This is a genomic window from Polyangium jinanense (genome assembly GCF_028435365.1).
Genome location: NZ_JAGTJJ010000033.1, coordinates 45,925 through 66,271 on the forward strand (window position 1 = coordinate 45,925; position 20,347 = coordinate 66,271).

At 71.8% G+C, this 20,347-nt stretch carries 6 protein-coding genes and 1 tRNA gene (1 of these 7 cut by a window edge); 3 read left to right on the forward strand and 4 right to left on the reverse strand.

Annotated features, from left to right (window positions below):
• From KEG57_RS35935 to KEG57_RS35950, 4 genes are all read right to left on the reverse strand, one after another.
• On the reverse strand, positions 1-13,706 hold the 5' portion of the coding sequence (locus KEG57_RS35935; RefSeq protein WP_272459279.1) for a type I polyketide synthase. 6,175 nt of this gene lie to the left of the window's left edge; only the first 13,706 of its 19,881 coding nucleotides appear in the window; the start codon lies at positions 13,704-13,706; its stop codon lies beyond the left edge, outside the window.
• 1,191 nt (positions 13,707-14,897) lie between these two features.
• A tRNA-Ser gene (locus KEG57_RS35940) sits at positions 14,898-14,994 on the reverse strand.
• A gap of 761 nt (positions 14,995-15,755) precedes the next feature.
• Entirely contained in the window at positions 15,756-16,271 is a 516-nt protein-coding gene (locus tag KEG57_RS35945; RefSeq protein WP_272459280.1) for a hypothetical protein, read from the reverse strand.
• Between the two features lie 220 nt (positions 16,272-16,491).
• Positions 16,492-17,322 carry a hypothetical protein gene (locus KEG57_RS35950; protein ID WP_272459282.1) on the reverse strand — a complete coding sequence of 277 codons (831 nt, stop codon included), beginning with the start codon at positions 17,320-17,322 and terminating at the stop codon, positions 16,492-16,494.
• A gap of 745 nt (positions 17,323-18,067) precedes the next feature.
• On the opposite strand from KEG57_RS35950, the gene KEG57_RS35955 reads away from it, so the two are divergent.
• The 3 genes from KEG57_RS35955 to KEG57_RS35965 all read left to right on the forward strand — a co-directional run bounded on the left by KEG57_RS35955 (position 18,068) and on the right by KEG57_RS35965 (position 20,301).
• Positions 18,068-18,679, forward strand: a complete 612-nt coding sequence (locus KEG57_RS35955) for a hypothetical protein (protein WP_272459283.1) — start codon at positions 18,068-18,070, stop codon at positions 18,677-18,679.
• Positions 18,680-18,720: 41 nt separating this feature from the next.
• A complete protein-coding gene (locus KEG57_RS35960) occupies positions 18,721-19,290 on the forward strand; it encodes an HNH endonuclease signature motif containing protein (protein WP_272459284.1) in 570 nt (189 codons plus the stop codon).
• 111 nt (positions 19,291-19,401) lie between these two features.
• Positions 19,402-20,301: a hypothetical protein gene (locus tag KEG57_RS35965; protein ID WP_272459285.1), complete on the forward strand. Its 900-nt coding sequence runs from the start codon at positions 19,402-19,404 to the stop codon at positions 20,299-20,301.
• The last annotated feature ends 46 nt before the right edge of the window (positions 20,302-20,347 follow it).

Below are 20,347 nucleotides of genomic sequence, written 5' to 3' on the forward strand. Positions count from 1 at the left end.
GCAAGCTCCAGCACCGTGCGGTCTGCCACCACCGCCGCGGCGTGCACCACGCCGCGCAGCGGCGGTAGATCACGCGAGATCTCACCGACGATCCGATCGACGTCGGCCCGGCGCGAGATGTCACCCTGGACCGCGAGCACCTTCGCGCCGAGCTCCTCCATCGCGCCGATCGACGCACGCGCGGCCTCCCCCGGCGCGCTCCGGCCCAAAAGCACCAGGGAACGCGCGCCCTGCTCGACCATCCAGCGCGCCAGCACGAGGCCGAGCCCACCCAGCCCGCCCGCGATGAGGTACGTCCGATCCGCCGCGATCTTCGCCGGCAGCACGCCCGCTCGCGCCGGCGTGCCCAGGCTCGTCCGCACGAGACGCGCTACGAACCGGCCCTCCGCGCGCAGCGCGATCTGCTCCTCACCGTCGCCCGCGAGGAGCTCGCGCGCAAGGAGTTCTGCCTCGCCGGACAGCGGCACCGCCGGCAGATCGATGCACGTCCACTCGAGCTCCGGGTGCTCCATCGCCGCCGCGCGCGAAAGCCCCCACAGCGGCGCCTGGGCCGCCGAGACCGGACCGGTCCCCACCGCCTGCGCCGCGCGCGTCACCAGGACGAGCCGCGGCGGGTTCCGGAACGCGCGCCGCACGATCGCCTGCGCCAGCACCACCGCTGCGTGCGTTCCGCGGCGAAGATCCGCCTCGAGCGTCGCGGGCGTCGTCTCTGCCCGGGGCGCGGAATCGAGGCTCCCGCAGTGGACCACGCCGCGACAGGCGCCCGCGAGCAGCCGGGAGAGCTCCACCGGCTCGGCCGCGTCGATCTCGATGCACGCCTCGCCCCGTGCGCGCAGCGCCTTCGCCAGCTCCGCGCCGGTGTCGTGCGCGTCGCGGAGGATGATCCACGGCGTTTGCTCACGAGGCCGCGCCTGCGCAGGAGCCCGGGCCGGCAGCTCGCGGTGACGCCAGGCCACGCCGTGGACGAAGTCGTCGAACGGATCGGTCGCGGTCGTACGCGGCGCGAGCTGCGCGTCGCTGAGCTCGAGGAGAACGCCGCCGTCGTCGTCGAGGACCGCGAGCTTCAGGTCTCGCGCGTCGCCGCGGACGTGCACCCAGACCTGCGTCGGCGGGCGCGCGTGCATCCGCACGCGGCCAAACCCGATCGGCACGAGCGTGCGCTCCGCCGAACGCGCGCACACCAGCGCCATCATCACCTGGAAGCAACCATCGAGCAGCGCCGGATGAGCCTGATAGTCGGCCGCCTCGCCCAAGAGCTCCGGCGGCATGCGCACGAGGCCAATCGCCTCGCCGTCTCCCACCCAGATCCGCTCCACACTGCGAAGCCGGGGTCCGTACGCCACGCCAAGCTGCTCGAAACGCGCATAGTGCTCGGCCGCGTCCACTACGCCCGCGCAGCGCGCCTGGATCTCCGTCGGCGTCGTCTCGCACGGCTGCCGCGTCCGCGGCGCGACGTGGAGCTCCGCGACCGCGTGGCGCGTCCACGCCTCCGCTCCCTCCGCGCGACACGCGATCGCCACCGTGGCGCGTCCCGCCTCCCGCGCGATCGCCACCTGGAGCGCGCCGCAGGGCAGCGCCAGCATCCGCTCGAAGCGCACGCCGACGAGCTCGAATCCGTCCACACCGTACAGCGCGGCGCCCGCTGCGAGCGCCATCTCGAGGTACACCCCGCCCGGCAAGATCGCCTCGCCGCCGAGCCGGTGCTCGACGAGCCACGGCGCAGCGTCGAGGATCGCCGGCTGCTCCCAGAGCCGCTCCTCGGGGTGCAGCGAGGATGCGAACGGTACGCCCAGGAGCGGGTGCTCCCCGGCAGCGCGGGAGCTCCGCGGCGCCGCCCGGAGCGGCCGGACCTCCGGCCAGTATCGCTGGCGCTGGAACGCGTACGTCGGCAGGTCGACCCGCCGGAGGCGCGGTTGCCTCCCGGGCTCGCCGCTCGCCATGTCGCCGAGCAGCTCGAAGCACGCGCGGAGGTCGACGCGCTGACCGTGGGCGTGCAGCGCGCCGAGCGACATCAGCATGCGTGCGAGATCGCCGTCGTCGCGCCGCAGCGAGCCGACGACCGCGCCCGCCGCGGCGGCTCCTCCCTCGAGCGTCTCGGTCAGCGCGGGCGCGAGCACCGGGTGCGGGCTGACCTCGACGAAACAGCGGTGCTCGTCCGCGATCGCTCGCTGCACGGCGTCCGCAAACCGGACGGTCTGGCGGAGGTTCTGGTACCAGTACGCGGAATCCAGCTCGCCGCCCGCCACCGGCCCGCCCGTCACCGTCGAGTAGAGCGGGATCGCCGCCGCGCGCGGCGTGATGCCCGAAAGCGCAGTGACGAGCTCCTCCTCCACCGCCTCCACCTGCGCGCTGTGCGACGCGTAGTCCACGCGCACCTTGCGCGCGTAGATCTGCGCGCCCGCGAGCCGGTCGAGCAGGGTCTCAATCGCCTCGGGCTCGCCCGCGACCACCACCGCGCGCGGGCTGCTCACCGCTGCGATCGCCACTCGCGCGCCGAACGGGGCGAGGTACGGGGCGAGCGCGGCGGCGCTGAGCTCCACCGCCGCCATCGCGCCCCGGCCGGCGAGCCGGGTCAGCGCGCGGCTGCGCAGGGCGACCACCGCGGCAGCGTCCTCGAGCGACAGCGCACCGGCCACGTACGCCGCGGCGATCTCGCCCTGGCTGTGCCCGATCACCGCATCCGGCGCGACGCCCATCGCGCGCCACAGCGCCGCGAGCCCGATCATCACCGCGAACAGCGCGGGCTGCACCACATCGACCCGCTCGAGGCTCGGCGCGCCCGGCTCGCCGCGGAGCACCGCCAGCAAGGACCAATCCACGTGCGGCGAAAGCGCGCGCTCGCACGCCGCGATCTGATCGCGGAACACCGGCACCGTGTCGAGCAGCGCGCGCGCCATGCCCGGCCACTGCGAGCCCTGCCCCGGGAACACGAACACGACCTTGCCGCCACCGGTGGACGAGCCCACCACCGCGTGCGGCGTCGGCTCTCCCCGCGCGACGGACGTCAGCGCGTCGAGCAGCCCGGCCCGATCGCGGGCGACCAGCGCCGCACGATGCTCGAGCTGCGCGCGGGTGGTGGCCAGCGAGTACGCGACATCGAGCAGCGGGAGCCCGGGATGCGCCTCGAGGTGCTCGCGCAATCGCGCGGCCTGGGCAGCCAGCGCGGCCTCGCTCCGGGCCGACAGCAGCGCCGGCACCGCGGGCGAAGCTCCGCCCGCCCCCTCCGGCGGCTCCTCGAAAGGCGGCGCCTGCTCCAGGATCACGTGCGCGTTGGTGCCGCTGACCCCGAACGCCGACACGCCGGCCCGCCGCGGTCGCCCTTCCACGACCCAGGGCACCGGCTCGTTCAAGAGCCGCACCGCCCCCATTGACCAGTCGACGTGCGGCGATGGCTCCGCCGCGTGCAGCGTCCGCGGCATCACCCCGTGCTGCATCGCCAGCACCATCTTGATGACCCCGCCCACGCCCGCCGCCGCCTGGGTATGGCCCAGGTTGGACTTCAGGCTCCCGAGCCACAGCGGACGATCTTCGGATCGATCTCGCCCGTAGGTCGAAAGCAGCGCGTGCGCCTCGATCGGATCGCCCAGCCTCGTGCCCGTGCCGTGCGCCTCCACGACGTCGACGTCGTCGGGGCGGAGCCGCGCGTCCGCGAGCGCCTCGCGGATCAACCGCTCCTGGGCCGGCCCGCTCGGCGCCGTCAGCCCCTGGCTCCTGCCGTCCTGGTTGACCGCCGAGCCGCGCAGCACCGCGAGCACCGGATGGCCGTGGCGCCGCGCGTCCGACAGCCGCTCGAGCACCAGCATGCCGGCGCCCTCGCCCCAGCCCGTCCCATCCGCCGCCGCCGAGAACGCCTTGCACCGGCCATCCGGCGAAAGCCCGCGCTGGCGGCTGAACGTGATGAACATGCCCGGGGTCGCCATCACCGTGACCCCACCCGCCAGCGCGAGCGTGCACTCGCCCCGGCGCAGCGACTGAACAGCGAGGTGGATCGCCACCAGCGACGAGCTACACGCCGTGTCCACGGTGAGGCTGGGACCGTGCAGCCCCAGCGCGTACGCGATCCGCCCCGACGCCACGCTCGGCAGGCTGCCAAGGCCGGCGTAGGCCTCGAGATCGCCCGGGGCCTCGCGCAGCAGCGTCGCGTAGTCGCTGTAGACCACCCCCACGAACACGCCGGTCTGGGAGCCGTGCAGCGTCGTCGGGGCAAGGCCCGCGCGCTCCACGGCCTCCCACGTCGTCTCGAGCAGCAGCCGGTGCTGCGGATCGACCGCCAGCGCCTCGCGCGGGCTGATCCCGAAGAGCTCGGCATCGAACTGATCGGCATCGTGGAGGAAGCCTCCCTCGCGCGTGTAGGTCTTGCCCACGGCCTCCGGATCGGGATCGTAGAGCGTCGCCACGTCCCAGCCGCGGTTGTCCGGAAAACCGGAGATGGTGTCGCGCCCCTCGGCCAGGAGCTGCCACAGGTCCTCGGGCATGCGCACGCCGCCGGAGAACCGACAGCCCATCGCCACAATCGCGATCGGCTCGTCGGCGCCGGCCCTCGGATCAGGCGCAGGCGCGGGCGCGGCCTCGGGCTGTCCCCCGAACAACTGGTGGGCGAGGAAGCGCGCGAGCGCTCCGGGCGTCGGGTGATCGAACAGCAGGGTGGTGTGCAGCCGGGCGGCCGTCGCGTCAGCCAGGCGGCCGCGGAGCTCGACCGCCATCAACGAGTCGAGCCCCAGCTCTCGCAACGGCCGCTCGGCCGGCACGGTGCTGGGATCTCCCAGGCCGAGCACGCCTGCGACCTCCACGCGTACCCGCTCGAGCAGGGCGCGCTCGCGGTCCTCGGCCGACAGCGCGCCGAGACGGTGCTGGAGCGAGGGGGCCGCCGCGGCGTGCGCGACCACCGGACGCGCGGCAGGGCCCCCGGCCAGGCCACGGAGCACCGGGGACCTGGCGTGGGCGTACGAGCGCAGCGCGGCGGCATCGAACCGCGCCGGGACGAGCGCAGCGTCGGGTCGCGCGAGGGCGGCGTCGAACAACGCGAGTCCGTCGTCCGGCGACAGCGGGCGCAGGCCGCCGCGCTCGATCCGCTCGAGATCGACATCGGTGAGGCGCGCGTCCATCCCGGCGCCGGTCTGCCAGAGCCCCCAGGCGAGCGCGAGCGCGGGGAGCCCCTGGGTGCGGCGATGGTGGGCCAGCGCGTCGAGAAACGCGTTGGCCGCGGCGTAGCTGGCCTGGCCGGCGCCGCCGACCACCCCCGAGACGGAGGAGAACAGGACGAACGCGGACAGCTCCAGCGCCCGCGTCAACTCGTGCAGGTGCACGGCGGCGTCGAGCTTGGCGCCGAGGACGGCGCGCAGCCGCTCCGGCGTGAGCGCACCGAGGTCGTTGCTGTCGATCACGCCCGCGGCATGAATGACCGCGGTCAGCGGATGCTCGCGCGGGATCCCGGCCAGCAGCGCCTCGAGCGCGGCCCGGTCGGCGGCATCACACGCGGCGATGGTGACGCGTGCCCCGGCGGCCTCGAGCTCGCGGCCGAGCGCGTCGGCGCCGGGAGCCGCGGGGCCCTGCCGCGACACGAGCACGAGGTGCGCCACGCCGTGGGCGCGGACGAGGTGGCGGGCGAGCAACCCGCCGAGGGCCCCGGTGCCGCCGGTGATCAGCACCGTGCCCCCCGGCGCGAGCGGCCGCGGCACGGTGAGCGCTCGCTCGACCCGCGCCGGCGCGAGCCGAGGGACCAGACATGTCCCCCGGCGCAGCGCGAGCTGGGTCTCCGCCGCGTCTCCTCCGGTGAACCGCACCTCGCGCGAGGCCTCGGTGTCGTCGCTGTCGACCAGCAAGATGGATCGATCGAGGTGCTCGCTCTGCGCGGACCGGACCAGTCCCCACAGCGGTGCGTGGACGAGGTCGGGCACGTCCTCGCCGGAGCGCGCGGCAACCGCCCCGCGGGTCAGCACGACGAGGCGCGACGAGGCCAACCGCTCGTCGGCGAGCCACGCCTGGAGCTGCGCGAGCAGCCGCGCGGTGGCCTCGTGAGCCCCGGCGATCACGTCGGCTGGCGCCGCGGCGGCGCCGCGCGAGCACCACGGCACCACGACCGCATCAGGAGCCGAGGCGCCGCGATCGAGCGCGGCGATCAGCGCGGCGAGATCGGGGTGGCGCTCGAGCGCAACACCGGCGGGCCCTAGCTCGAGCCCCTCGGGTGCACCGACGAGCGTCCAGCGCTCGGATCGCTGCGGCGCGGGAGCGATCGACAGCTCGGTCCACTCGAGCCGCAGCAGCGCGTCCTCCGCGCGGCTGGCTCTCGGCGCATCGAGCCAGTGCCGCTGGCGCTGGAACGCGTACGTCGGCAGCTCGACCCGCCGCGGGCGGATCGCAACTTCGCGTCGATCGAAGTACGCGCTCCAGTCGACGCGGTGGCCGCGCGTGTGCAGCGCGCCGACCGCCGCCGCGACGGTCACGTCCTCCGGCTGATCCTTGCGCAGGATCGCCACGACGCCCGCCCGCTCGCCCTCGTGCGTCACAGGCTCCACCGCGTCCTGCGCCAGCGCGGACAGCACGGCGTGCGGCCCGAGCTCGAGGAAGGTGTGGACGCCCTCGCCGTGCAGCGCGCGGATCCCGTCGGCGAACCGCACCGCCTGCCGGACGTGGTCGACCCAGTACCCCGGCGAGCTCAGCTCCGCGTCCGTCGCCATCCGCCCCGTCACGTTCGACGCGATCGGGATCTGCGCAGGCCGGTACGTGAGCCCCTCCGCGACCCGCCGGAAGGCCTCCAGCATCCCGTCCATGTGGTGCGAGTGGAACGCGTGGCTCACCCGCAGCCGCGTCGTCTTCCGCCCCTGCGCCTCGAACCGCGCGGCCACCTCCCCCACCGCCGCCGCGTCCCCGCTCACCACCGTCGACGTCGGCCCGTTGATCGCCGCGATCTCCGCGCCCGCCGCCCGCCGCGCCGCCAGCAGCGCCCGCACCTCTTGCTCGGACGCCTGCACGGTCACCATCGCCCCGCCACCCGGCAGCCCCTGCATGAGCCGCGCGCGCGCGCCCACCAGCGCGCACGCGTCCGGCAGCGACAGCACCCCGGCGACGTGCGCCGCCACGAGCTCCCCGATCGAGTGCCCGAGCAAGAGGTCGACCTTACCGCCCCACGACGCGAGCAGCCGGAACAGCGCGACCTCCAGCGCGAACAGCGCCCGCTGCGCGTACAAGGTCTCGTCGAGCAGCGCCGCGGCCTCGCTCCCCTCGGCGGCGAACATCACCTCGCGCAGCGGCCGCCCTCCCTCGGCAACCGCGGCGTCGAGGTACGCGCACGCCGCGTCGAGGGTCTCCCGGAACACCGGGTACGCGTCGTACAGCCCGCGGCCCATCCCCGGCCGCTGGCTGCCCTGTCCGGTGAACAGCACCGCCAGCTTGCCATCGCCGGTCCGCGAACCCACCACCGCGCGTGGCGTGGGCAACCCCTGCGCAAAGGACGCGAGGGCACCGAGCAGCTCGGCGCGCTCGCGGGCGACGAGCGCCACGTGATGCGCGAGCTGCGAGCGCGTGGTGACCAGCGAGTACGCGACATCCACCAGCGCGAGCTCGGGACGCGCGACGAGGTGCTCACGCAGCCGCGCGGCCTGGGCGCGCACCGCGGCCTCGCTCTTGGCCGACAGCACCACCGGCACCGGCGGCACCACGGCCGGCGCGGCTCGTTCGACCTCGACCGAGGCGTCCCGCGGCGCCTCCTCCAAAATCACGTGCGCGTTGGTCCCCGAGATGCCGAACGACGACACGCCCGCGCGGCGCGCCCGCCCCGCGGCATCCCGGGGCCACGGTCGCCGCTGATCGACGACCGCCACCGGCAGCGCGTCCCAGTCGATGCGCGGATTGCGCGGCGAAGTGTGCAGCGTCGCCGGCAGCGCCTCGTGGCGCAGCGAGGCGATCACCTTCGCCACGCCCACAAGCCCGGCCGCCCACTCGAGGTGGCCGACGTTGGTCTTCACCGCCCCGAGCAGCAGCGGCCGGTCCGCCGGGCGCTCCCGCCCGTACACCGCGCCGAGCGCGTGGACCTCGATCGGATCGCCGAGCGCCGTCCCCGTGCCGTGGCACTCGACGAAGTCGACGTCGGCCGGCGCGAGCCCCGCGTCGTCGAGCGCCGCGCGCACGACCTTCTGCTGCGACGTCCCGTTGGGCACCGTGAGCCCGCTCGACGCGCCGTCGTGGTTGATCGCGCTGCCGCGGATCAGCGCCAGGACCTCGCGCCCCGCCGCGCGCGCATCCGACAGCCGCTCGAGCGCGAGCACGACCACGCCCTCGCCGCGCCCGTAGCCGTCGGCCTGCGCCGAGAACGTCTTGGACCGGCCGTCCGGCGAAAGCGCCCGCGCGCGACACATCCGCACGAAGCCGTCGGCCGAGGCCAGCACGTTCACGCCCGCCGCCAGCGCGAGCCTGCACTCGCCGTGGCGCAGCGCCTGACATGCCAGGTGGAGCGCCACCAGCGACGACGAACACGCCGTGTCGACCGACAGCGCCGGGCCTTGCACCCCGAGCGTGAACGAAAGCCGCCCCGCCGCCAGCGACGGGCTCGTCCCCAGCATCGCGTGCGCCTCGGTGGACGGCGCACCGTGCAGCGACAGGTAATCCCCCGGCCCGACCCCGACGTAGATCCCCGTCTGCGAGTCCCGCAGCGTCGCCGGCACGATGCCCGCCTGCTCGAGCGCCTGCCAGGCCGTCTCGAGCAGCAGCCGATGCTGCGGATCGATGTGGTTGGCCTCGAACGGGCTGATCCCGAAGAACGCCGCGTCGAACAGGTCGATCCGATCGAGCAGCGCGGCCTCGCGGACGTAGCTCTTCCCGGGCGCCGCCGGATCGGGATCGTAGACCGCGCCGGCGTCCCAGCGGCTCGCCGGGATCGGACCGACCGCGTCGATCTCGCCCTCGAGCAGGCGCCACAGGCCGTCGGCGTCGTCGGCGCCGCCCGGCAGCCGGAGCGCGAGGCCGACGATCGCGATCGGCTCGTCGCTCGACGCAAGCGCCCGCGGGATCACGCGCGCTTCGTCCGTCGGGTCCCCGGACGCCCCGAGCGCCGATGCGAGCGCCGCGCGGAGGAACGCCGCGAGGTGGTGGGGCGTCGGATGATCGAACGCGACGCTGGAGGAGAGCGCGACGCCCGTGGCGTGCTCCAGCCGGAGCCGGAGCTGGGTCACCGTCCACGAATCGAGGCCCTGATCGAAGAACCCCGTGTGCGAATCGATCGACGACGTGTCGGAGTGGCCGAGCACGGCGGCGGTCTCGGCGCGCACGATCGCAAGCAGGTGGCGCAGTCGATCCGGATCGGACAGTGCGCGCAGCCGGCCGAGCAGCGCCGGGTCCCCGGCCTCCGACCACGACGAGGGCACCGGCGCGGGCTCGGTGGGCGCGGCCTCGGCGCGAGGCCTCCCCGGCGCCGCGCGCCAGAACCGCTGTCGCTGAAACGCGTACGTCGGCAGCTCGACCCGCCGCGGCCGCCGCGGCTGGTAGTACGCGCTCCAGTCGACCGGCTGCCCGAGACAGTGCAGCTCGCCAAGCGAGCAGAGGAAGCGCGAAAGATCGCCGTCGTCGCGCCGGAGCGAGCCGACGACAGCAGCCGGCACGCCGGCGTGCTCGAGCGTCTCGCCGAGCGCGAGCCCGAGCACCGGGTGCGGGCTCACCTCGACGAACGAGCGATGTCCGTCAGCGGCGAGGCGCTCGATCGCGTCCGCAAACCGGACGGTCTGCCGGAGGTTGGAATACCAGTACCCGGCGTCGAGCTCGTCGCCCGCAAGCGGTGTGCCGGTGACGGTGGAGTAGAGCGGGATCCGGGCGGCGCGCGGCACGATGCCGGCGAGTCCCGCCACGAGCTCCGCCCGGACGGCCTCGACCTGCGCGCCGTGCGAGGCGTAGTCGACGCGGACCTTCCGCGCGAACACCCCCGCCGCCGACAGCGCGCCGAGCAACGTGTCCACGGCGTTCGCGTCCCCCGAGACCACCGTGGCGCGCGGACTGTTGATCGCGGCGATGGCCAGGCGATCGCCGAACGGCGCCGCGTGAGGCGCGAGGGCGTCAGCGCCGAGCTCGACGGCGGCCATCGCGCCGTGGCCGGCAAGCCGGGTGAGCGCGCGGCTGCGCAGGGCGATCACCGCGGCGGCATCTTCGAGCGACAGCGCACCCGCGACGCAGGCCGCGGCAATCTCGCCCTGGCTATGGCCGACGACCGCGTCGGGCTCGATGCCCATCGAGCGCCACAGCGCGGCGAGCGAGACCATGACGGCGAACAACGCCGGCTGCACGACATCGACGCGGTCGAGCGCGGGCGCGGCCGCGAAAGCGCCGTCGCCACGCAACACGTCGAGCAGCGACCAGTCGACATGGCGCGCCAACGCGCGCTCGCAGGCGAGGAGCTGCTCGCGAAACACCGGCGCGCTGTCGAGGAGCGCCCGCCCCATGCCCTGCCACTGCGAGCCCTGGCCGGGAAAGACGAACACCACCTTGCCGCCGCCGGTGCGCCGGCCGACGACCGCGTGTGGCGCGGGCCGTCCCGCGGCGAGCGCATCGAGCGCATCGAGCAGCTCCCGCCGATCATGCGCCACGATCGCGGCGCGGTGCTCGAGGCACGAGCGGGTGGTGGCGAGCGAGAAGGCAACGTCGACCAGCGCAAGCTCGGGGCGACCAACCAGGTGCTCGCGCAGCCGCTCGGCCTGACCGCGCAGCGCGGTCGCGCTCCGGGCCGACAGCACCACCGGCACTGGCTCGGCCGGCGCCTCCTCGCCGGAGGCCCGCGTCGCCCCGAGCACGAACAACCTCGCGCGGGCCTCGGCGAGCGACCGCCGCTCGTCGTCCCCCCCGCGGGTGGCGTCCATCGGGCGGCGGAGCGCCGCCAGCACCTCCGCCGGCGCACCACGTGCCGCGACGCTCTCGGCGAGCGCGAACGCGAGCACCGGGTGCGGCCCGAGCTCGACGAACACACCGTGATCCTCCGCGAGCAGCTCGATGACCGCGCCGAGCTGCACCGGACGGCGCAGGTTACCGGACCAGTACCCCCCGCCCAGATCGGCGCCGTCGACCCGGCCGCCCGTGACCGTGGACCACATCGGGATCCGCGGCCGCCGCGGCTTTAGATCCTGCAGCGACGCCTCGAGCTCCTCGAGGAGCGGCGCGGTCATCCGCGGGCTGTGGCCCGCCACGTCGACGCGGATCACGTGGCTCGCGGTGCCGCGCGCACGCCACGCCTCCACGAGCGCGTGCACGGGCTCCGCTGCGCCGGAGATCACCGCCTGGCGCCGGCTGTTCACCGCCGCGAGCTCGACCTGGCCGGCGTACGGCGCGAGCATCGCCGCCACCTCGGCCGCCGGCAGCTCGACCACCGCCATCGCGCCCGGCCCCGCCGCCCCGGCCTGCACGCGGCTGTAGTGATGGATGACCCGCGCGGCGTCCGCCAGATCGAGCGCCCCCGCGACGTAGGCCGCGGCCACCTCGCCAGCGCTGTGGCCGACGATCGCGTCCGGCTCGACGCCGTACGCGCGCAGGGTCTCGGCCAAGGCCACCTGCACCGCGAAGAGCAGCGGCTGCACGAACACCGTGTCGTCGAACCGCGACGACGCCGCCGGCTGCACGAGATCCTCGACGATCGACCGGCCGAGCAGCGGACCGAGCGCGCGATCGCTCCGCAGCACCGACGCGCGGAACACCGGCTCGCTCGCGAACAGCTGCCGGCCCATGCCCGCCCACTGCGCGCCGAGCGGCGAGAACACGAACACCACGCCGGGACGCGCCGGCGCGCGGTGCCCCACGCTCAGACCGGCGTGCGGCACCCCGCCCAGGAACGCGTCCAGGGCCTCGATCGCCTCGCCGGACGAGCGCACCACGGCGGCCAGGCGATGACACCCGGACGCTCCCTCGGCTCGATCCGCCGGCTGCCCCGAGGCGCCGGCTGCGCTCGCAGCGAGCAACTCGCCGAGTCGCGAGTCCGCCGGCGCGTCCGCGAGCTCGCGACGCAGCCCTCTCGCGCGCTCGGCAAGCTCCTCCTCCGCCGGCGCCGAAAGCGCGAGCAGGTGTACGTCCGGTGCCGGCCCCTCGAGCACCGCGTGGGCGTTGGTACCGCCCCAGCCGAACGAGCTCACGCCTGCCAGCGCGCGCTCCGACGCCGCCGCTGGCCACGGCTCGAGCGCGGTCGGGACGCGGAGCCCCAGCGCGCCGAACTGGATCGCCGGGTTCGGCGGCTCGGCATGGAGGCTCGCCGGCACCTGCCGGTGCTGCATCGCGAGCACCGCCTTGAGCAGCCCCGCGATCCCCGCCGCCCCCTCGGTGTGGCCGATGTTCGTCTTCGCCGAGCCCACCAGTAGCGACCGCTCCGCCGCCCGCGCGCCGCCGAGCACGGCCCCGAGCGCTCCGAGCTCGATCTGATCGCCGAGCGGCGTGCCCGTGCCGTGCGCCTCGACGTAGTGCACGGCCCCCGGCTCGATCCCCGCGCGCGCGTACGCCTCGCGCAGCACCGCCTCCTGCGCCTCGGGGCTCGGCGCCGTCAGCCCGTAGCTCGCGCCGTCGTTGTTGACCGCCGTCGCGCGCACGATCGCGTAGATCCGATCGCCGTCTTGCTGCGCGTGCGACAGCCGCTTCAGCACGATCACCCCACCGCCCTCGCCGCGACCGAAGCCGTCGGCGTTCGCGCTGAACGCCTTGCACCGCCCGTCCGGCGAAAGCCCGCCGAACTTCGACACGAACACCATCGTCTCGGGCGAAAGCAGCAGGTTGACGCCGCCCACCAGCGCCACCTCCGCCTCGCCGCTCCGCAGGCTGTGCCCCGCGTAGTGCAGCGCCACCAGCGCCGACGAGCTCGCCGTGTCGACCACCACGCTCGGGCCTCGCAGCCCCAGCACGTACGACACCCGGTTCGCGATCATGTTCGGCGCCTGCCCTGTCGCGCGGTGCGCGGCCATGCCCGCCGCGTCGCCCGCCGTCAGGTCCGCCCAGTCGTGCCACATCGAGCCGAAGAACACGCCCGTCGCGCTGCCCTCGAGCGACCGCGGCGGGATCCCCGCGTGCTCCAGCGCCTCCCACGACAGCTCCAGCGAAAGCCGCTGCGCCGGATCCAGCTCGTTCGCCTCGCGCGGCGAGATCCCGAACACCCCCGGATCGAACCGATCGACGTGCTCGAGCAGCGCCGCGCGGCGGCTCACCGCCTTGCCCGGCGCGCTGCGATCTTCGTCGAAGTACGCGTCCGCATCCCACCGCTCTCTGGGCACCTCGCCCGTCGCATCGACTCCTTCGGCCAGCAAGCGCCAGTACGCGTCCAGATCGGGCGCCCCGGCGAATCGACACGCCATCCCCACGATGGCCAGCGGCTCGTCGCGCCGGTCACTCGAGCCAGATTGGGCCGGTACCGTCAATGGCGCTCCGTGCGCGCGCGCCTCCGGCTCGCCGGCGACCGCGTAGCGCGCCAGCGCCTCGATTGTAGGGTGCTCCCACATCGCGGTCGCGCTCAATCTCCGGCCGACCAGCGCCTCCAGCTCGCGCAGGATCTCGAGCGCCTGCCTCGAGTCGAGGCCGAACCGCGCGAACGGGGCGTCGAGGTCGATCCCTGCCTGCTCCTCTGGCGGCGCGGCGCCCAAAAGCGCCGCCATTCGCGCGACGAGCCATTGTCTGATCGCGTCGATGGTCTGAGGCGACGAGCTCGCCTCGGAAAAGAACTGCGCGACCTTCAATGTTCCTCCGTGCCAAAGCCGTGACACGCGGCACCCCAATACCAGGTAAGTCGTACTTGTCCAGGACAGAAACTACCTTACCTATCGGAATGTATTGTAAGCCACCCACCGTCTGATAAAGATCAATCTGATTCGAGTTCTCCGTCATCAGCACTCAATAAGACAGTGTCGTCCGTGGCCGCGAGGATCGGGGAATGAGACGAAAATGCCCGCGAAGAAGTAGGGCCGCAACGAAGCCGAGCCGACGGAGCGCTGCGCGCCGTAAACGCGGAGGCGGACGGACACATACGATCGAAGCAGAGATGTTCTGCACAATTTACCGCAATGGGCGGTGAAGCGTTTTCGCAATAGGAGAAACCGCCTGAAACCGCGCAGCCCACCGTCCGGCCAGGATGACACCCGTGATGTGAACATCCCCGCCTCGGAAACGACCTTGGAGGGCCGGCAGGTCTGTGATGCCATCGAGCGCGAATACACAAAGAAAGTCACGAGCCCGCAAGCAATGGAATGCGGGGCGGAAACGGCTCGAGCGGCAGGGTGCACCGCGGTCGTCCTGGGGGCCGTGCGGAGAGAAGGGTGCCGGGCGCTGCTCAGCTTGGCCGGGCCGTCGCCGTGCGGCTCGACGCAGTGGGCCTGCAGCGGATCGGCGCCGGGGGTCGAGGTCGCACGCGCCGTCTCACCGGGCCGGCGCTTGCTCGGTGCTCTTCTCGCGGTCGAGGGCCCCCTCGGCCGGCTGGCTGTTAACGCTTTCTCCGCTTGATAACGAGGCTCGGGACTGGGCCTCAGAATTCATTCCGAATTTTGGGGAGCGGTGACATGGGGGATGGCGGACGCCAGGGCGGCGGGTGAGGGCCGCCGGGGGCTCATCGCTGAAGTGCTCGACTTCGGTCCGTCGTGCCTTGGGCGACGAATGAGCGACTCCGCGGTTTGGCTGACCGAGCATGTCTTGCCGGCAGTGCAAATTCGGCAATGGGTACGCTCGCTGCCGCGGGGATCATGCGTGGTCGTGGGGTACGACCGGAAGTTCGTGTGGATTGGCTCGCGGGCGAGTGAGGAGACCTCGGCTCCCCCATCTCCGCGCCCGCCTCCCCACGCCACCCGGACGCCCCTCCCGCTTGCCAGGAATTTGCCAGAACCCGTGTCCAGACCTGTCCCCGTCTGTCCACTCCTGGCCACGACCGGACCGCTTTAACTACTGACAATTCCTACAGAAATCAGCGGAGGAGAAGGGATTCGAACCCCTGGTACCCTTCCGGGTACGGCGGTTTTCAAAACCCGCTCGGCTCCTCCGCGATGCCACATCCAGCCCTCCCCCGAACCCTGCGGGAACAGGCAGAAAACCTAGCCTGATCGCGTGCTTGGGACAACCCCGCAAGGGTTCGGGTGGGGAGCTGGAAGGCGACGGGACACGACGCGAAGTAACGCCTCGGGACGGTGGGCGTGTGAATGGCGTGTGAATGGTCGTGAAGACCTCGCGTTGTACGAAGTCCTGCCACTAGCGCGAGATCGCAGGGGAGCCCGGCGAGCGCAGGCCCTCCGGAGCCGTCCAGGCTCATCACGCCCTGCACGACCCCCCGCTCCCCCGGCGGACGCCGGACCCGAGGCGATCTCCCTGGCGACGGCCCGCTCTTTGCGACGCGCGGTGTCGGCCGACTCTCGATCTATGCCATCGAGGCCCGCTTCGAAAGCTTAGCGCTGGGAGCTCGACAGGACCTGCACCAGGCTCTTGCTGCTGTGGCTCACCCCTGGCGCGGGCTCTTCCCGCAGCCTACGGTCCAGAATCATGAGCGCCGAGCACGGCCGTATTCGCTCGTCCGCCATCCACCCCTTTCACGCACCATGACGCTGAGGACGTTCTGGTCGAGGTAGACGAGAGGCGGCGCGCAGGGTGTCGCGGCCACTCGCAGCCCCTCGTGGCACAATGTTGTGCGACGCAGGAAGTCCTGCCAGCGTTCATCTGGCTGACCGTAGCTGCCCGTGCGCGTACAGGGGCGCGGGCAACGAAGGATGGGGTAGCCGTGCACGGAGGCCGTGCTCACGCAGCTTTACGCCGGCCTCTCATGGCTCCAGCGAATCCTATCCCATCGGCCCGAAGTGAACGAACGCAAGCATGCGCCGACCGAAATCATCCCAGCCCACCCGAGCGACGCGCCACGGCCCATCCCCGACGCCGAACGCCTGCTGCATGAACCTGGCGGCGTGGAGTCGCGCTTCGACATCGCTGGCATTCGGCAACTCCGGGTAGGTCACGTCGACCCCAATGGCGCTCCACTCCTTCAACGTAAAGTCTAGCCGAACATCCACATTGAAAGCGCCTGCGGCGACGAGCTGGTTCTCCATTTCGGCCCAGGGGATGACGACGCCCGCCGCATGGAACTGGCTCTCCGCGAGCTCCCGCGCTACCCGGTACGCGCCGAGCGGGTCGTCTGAGGTGCCGCTGGCCTGACCTCCGTCCTCGATCGTGACGTGCCACTTTCCATTGGCGAGCAGTCGAACGCGGACGCGTAGGCCATGCCGTCCGTCGATCGTAACGCGATGAATCATGCCCTCGGCCCCTGCCGGCTGGGAGCTGACAACCTCGACGACGCTCATACGTCTCGTGTACGCGTGCGAGACTGCTGACGCAAGTCGGCGAGCAGCAGCCGCGTCTTCTCGACAGGGCTAAGGTATGGCGCGAGCGCACGCTTGTGTCTTCGCCGGTCGGGTAGCTCGCCCCCGTGAGCCGATCCGACAACCGCGCCCGAAGCAGGGACCAGCGCCGGCGGGCCCGTGCTGTCACCCGAAGACTTGACGCCGGATCGGCCGTCCAGACTCACCGCATGGCGATCGTAGGTAGGCCAGGCGACAGCGGGATAGCAGGATGATCAGCCGACCGCGCGTGCGTCCCGAGAGCGGCTGGGATTCCCACGGCCGAGAGCCTGTCGCGCCACGAGGGGTTCGCCTCTTCGTGACGGGTCAAGAACGCGAGCTTCGCGAGCGACACGTCGACCTCGCGGTAGTCAGGGCAGGGCCCGAGGCTGTTCGGATCCCTGAGCTCGACGACGGGTTTGTCCAAGGCCCACTGGTGCCACGACAAAGCGCCAGGGCCCCAGTCTACCACCACGCGCATCTCCAGCGCGGCGAAGCGGGGATCCCGGACGAGGTCGTAGTAGTAGCGCACCACATCGGGGTCGTCGCGACGCGCGGCCTCGTACATCCCGCGCAGTGCCACGGGCACGGTCGAGGGATCGAGCACCGTCGCCTTCCTCGATCCTCGCACCTGGTACGCGCCGATGAAGAGCGCGCGACGGCCGGGCAGTCCGAGGAACGAGAAGATCCCGTCGCAGGCGCCGAAGATGTCCTTGCCCTGCTCTGCCTGGTAGAACTCCAGCGCTTCGCGGTCGAGGTGGAAGAGCTCGACGAGATCGGGGACACCCGGACGGTTGTCGAGGTGGCGGACGGCCTTCCACTTGTCGATGCCCTCGAGCGCGGGGCACACGCGTGCGACGAGTTCGGCGAAGCTGAAGAGGGGCTCGGGCATGCGCGTCAAGAGGCGGGCGACGTACGAGCGTAGCACTGCGGTCGCTCCGCGGTGGCTCGACGGCGCCGCGTCGGCGTCGAGCATCTCCCAGCGCGCCCAGCCCGTTCCGGGCGTCGTCTTCATCGGCGTGACGCTGAACCCGACTGAAGCGAACGCAGTGCTGCGCGCCATCGAGGGGCGTCCAGGAAGAACGCTGCGAGCTTCGTTCTCACCGAGACGAACCTGAAACTCTCCACAGCCCATGGCGGGCATCTTGCGACTACCTGCCGTGTGCCGTAGTCCTCTGGCTCGTGTCGATGAACCGGACTCCGATCTTGATCGGCACTATCGTGTCGAGCCTCGCTGCGTGTGGAGGCACGACACGCGTCACGTCGCAAACGCCAACGACAGCGGTTTTCCTCATGTCGCCGCCGTCGAGTCCACCCATGCCGATCTCTGCCCCGTGGCACGGCGAGCTGACGAAGCCGTGCGGCTCTCCTTCGCGGATCTCACGGGCGCGGACCACTCTGGTCGGCGACATCGACGGCGATGGGCGGTCTGACGTGGTGGAGACGACCTGCGCAGATCACGCGGAGGCCGAAGCATGTGTCATGCGTCTCTGCGTCAGCACAGCTCAAGGGGGCGGGCTCATGGCGGCGGCATGGACTGCCGCAACGCCGCAGTCAGCCGTGGCGCTCCGCGGCCTCGCCGTGCCCCGGGACTTCGAGGCGTTCGGGTTGAGCTTCGCTGCGGGTGGGGCGTGCGTCGTTGGACGCCGGTTTCACTGGGTTCAGGGCCGAGGCGGCTACCTGGGGACGACGGATCACCGCTGTGCGTGCAAGCTGCCGGCAGACGCCCCGCTCCCGCCCGGATGCGCGAGGGTTGTGCCGTGAAGCGACACGCGTGGATCATCTCGATCACGTCGGTTGTTCTGCCGATCTTCGGGTGCGGTGCGCACGTTGATCGACGCCTCGGGCAGATCGAGCAACGGCAGTCAGAGCTCGATCTACGGGTTGCCGTCGACGAGCGACGAGCAGCGGATCTTCGCGCCGACACGCTGCAGTTGCAGTACGTACTCGATGCGCAGCGACGATGCATCGCATGGGAGGAGTGCCGTGCTCAGACGTCCCGCATCCGAGCGTCAATCATGGCCAATCTCGCCGCGTGCAACATGAACACGGCGAACTGGTTTGCGTGCGACGCGCAGCGGACGAGAAACACCGCGGAAGGTGCCGGGCTGGGCTGCCTCCTAGGCTGGGTAGTTGCCGGCGTAACAGGCGGCGCTGTGGCGCCCGCTGTTCTCATCGGCTGCGGGGCTGGCGCTGCGACCGGCAGTTCAGGGAGCACGGGCTCATGCACGACGCAGCCGAAGCCACGGCCCTGCGGGCAGATGGGGGCTGCCTTCCAGAGTGAAGCGCTCATGCGCGAGGGTCTCACCGCCATGCCCGTCTGCGGGCCGATGCCAGAAGAATGCGCCGCGCTGAACTTCTCCTCACGCTAGGCGTTCTCGCCTGTGGTTGCGGCGGTGGCCACCTCGGAGGGATGGCCGCCGTCGAGCACTCGCTCGCGAGCAGCGAGCAGACCGTGGATCGCGCGGACGAGACGTACGGCCTGACAGAGCGCGACATGGCCTTGATGCACGCGATGGCCGTGGATGTCCTCGAGCGGGGCAACCGAGCCGCCCGTGATCTGGATGCTGCAGCGGGTGCCTATAACCAAGCCGCGGCGTTGTACGGGACAGCGAGCGTGGAGTTTGACTACTCGGCCGACGCCTACGAGACGGCGGCGGCCAAGTACCGCGAGGTGACCATCACGCTCATCGCCGCCGCAGCCTCCGACCTCTTCCTCCGCGGCGTCTGCGGGCGCTCCGTGAGCACGCGTAAGTACCGCGAGACGCTTCGAGCGCAGGGCGTCAACCTGGAGGGCAAGGACATCGACCACATCATCCCGCGCTCGCGCGGCGGACCGGACATGCCGTGGAACTACAACCCCCTCGACGCGAGCATCAACCGAAGCCTCCAGGCGAACGGGATGTGGTGGAAGCTGATGAACTATCCGCTCGAGACGATGAACGCGTTGGCCAAGTACGCATCGTACTTGCTCATGTGCTGACGGCAGCAGGTGCGCTGGCGGGTGAACTGCGCCCAGAAGAGATTCTCGTCGAGGTAGTTACCCGGGGCGCAGTTCGTTCTAGGTTCGTGGCTCAACGTGGGGGCTTGCGCCGTGCTCGATGCTCGTCAGGTCTTCGACCTTCTGTTCGCTACCCGTCAGGCAACAGCTTGGTGGACGAATCTCGACGGCGAGGACAATAAGAAGAAGGCAACGGAACGGCTCCTCGTCCACACGCTGAGCGACTGGCTCAAGAAGCAGCCCCACGGCTCGGGACAGGACCGCGAGCGCATGCAGTACTTCTTCTCGTCGCACACGCAGTCGTGCGTGGATCGTCGCTTCGACGGCGTTGGTGTTGAAGAGAAGGTGATTGAGCTCAAGTACGACAAGCTCATCGACGGTGCACTCGGGCGCTCGCTGGTGTGGGTGTTCGGAGGCCGGCCGAAAGACATCGCGCAGAGCGATGCTGCTGCAATCGGGCTCTGCGTCATCAAGACAGGCTCGGCGCCGATGTCGGCGAAGCTCACCGACGCCTTCATCCCCGCGGTCATCGCCGCGCAGCGCGAGAACGTGCACGTCGTCTTCGTGCACGGCGACAGCGGCGACATGTGGCCGAAGAACCTCGGCATGCAACGCGCGTTGCCTTCCTGGCTGAGCGAGGTGCCTGAGCCGCACACATGGGACCTCGACCCACCCTCGCTCCCCGACGCCGACGAGCTCGAGCAGTTCAAGCGGCCCGCGAAGATGACGGAGAAGTTGTTTGGCAAGCGCCCGCGCTTTGTCGCGTGCACCGGCCACACCGGCAAGAAGATCGCCATCGCGTCGTGGCCGAACCACTGGCAGATGCTGGACGTCGCGCTGACGTTGCGGGGCCTCGGCTACGCGGCGGTGAAGGTCTTCTACTCCGGCGGCGTGAAGTTGAGCCCTGCTGGGCGGGGCGTGGAGAAGAACATCCGCGCCGCGATGAAGTCGAAGTTCGGCGTTGTTCTGGACTGGAACGTCGAGCTCACCTGACAAGACGACGAGGTTGTGCGCGGTGCTCCGCCTGTTACCCGTTACC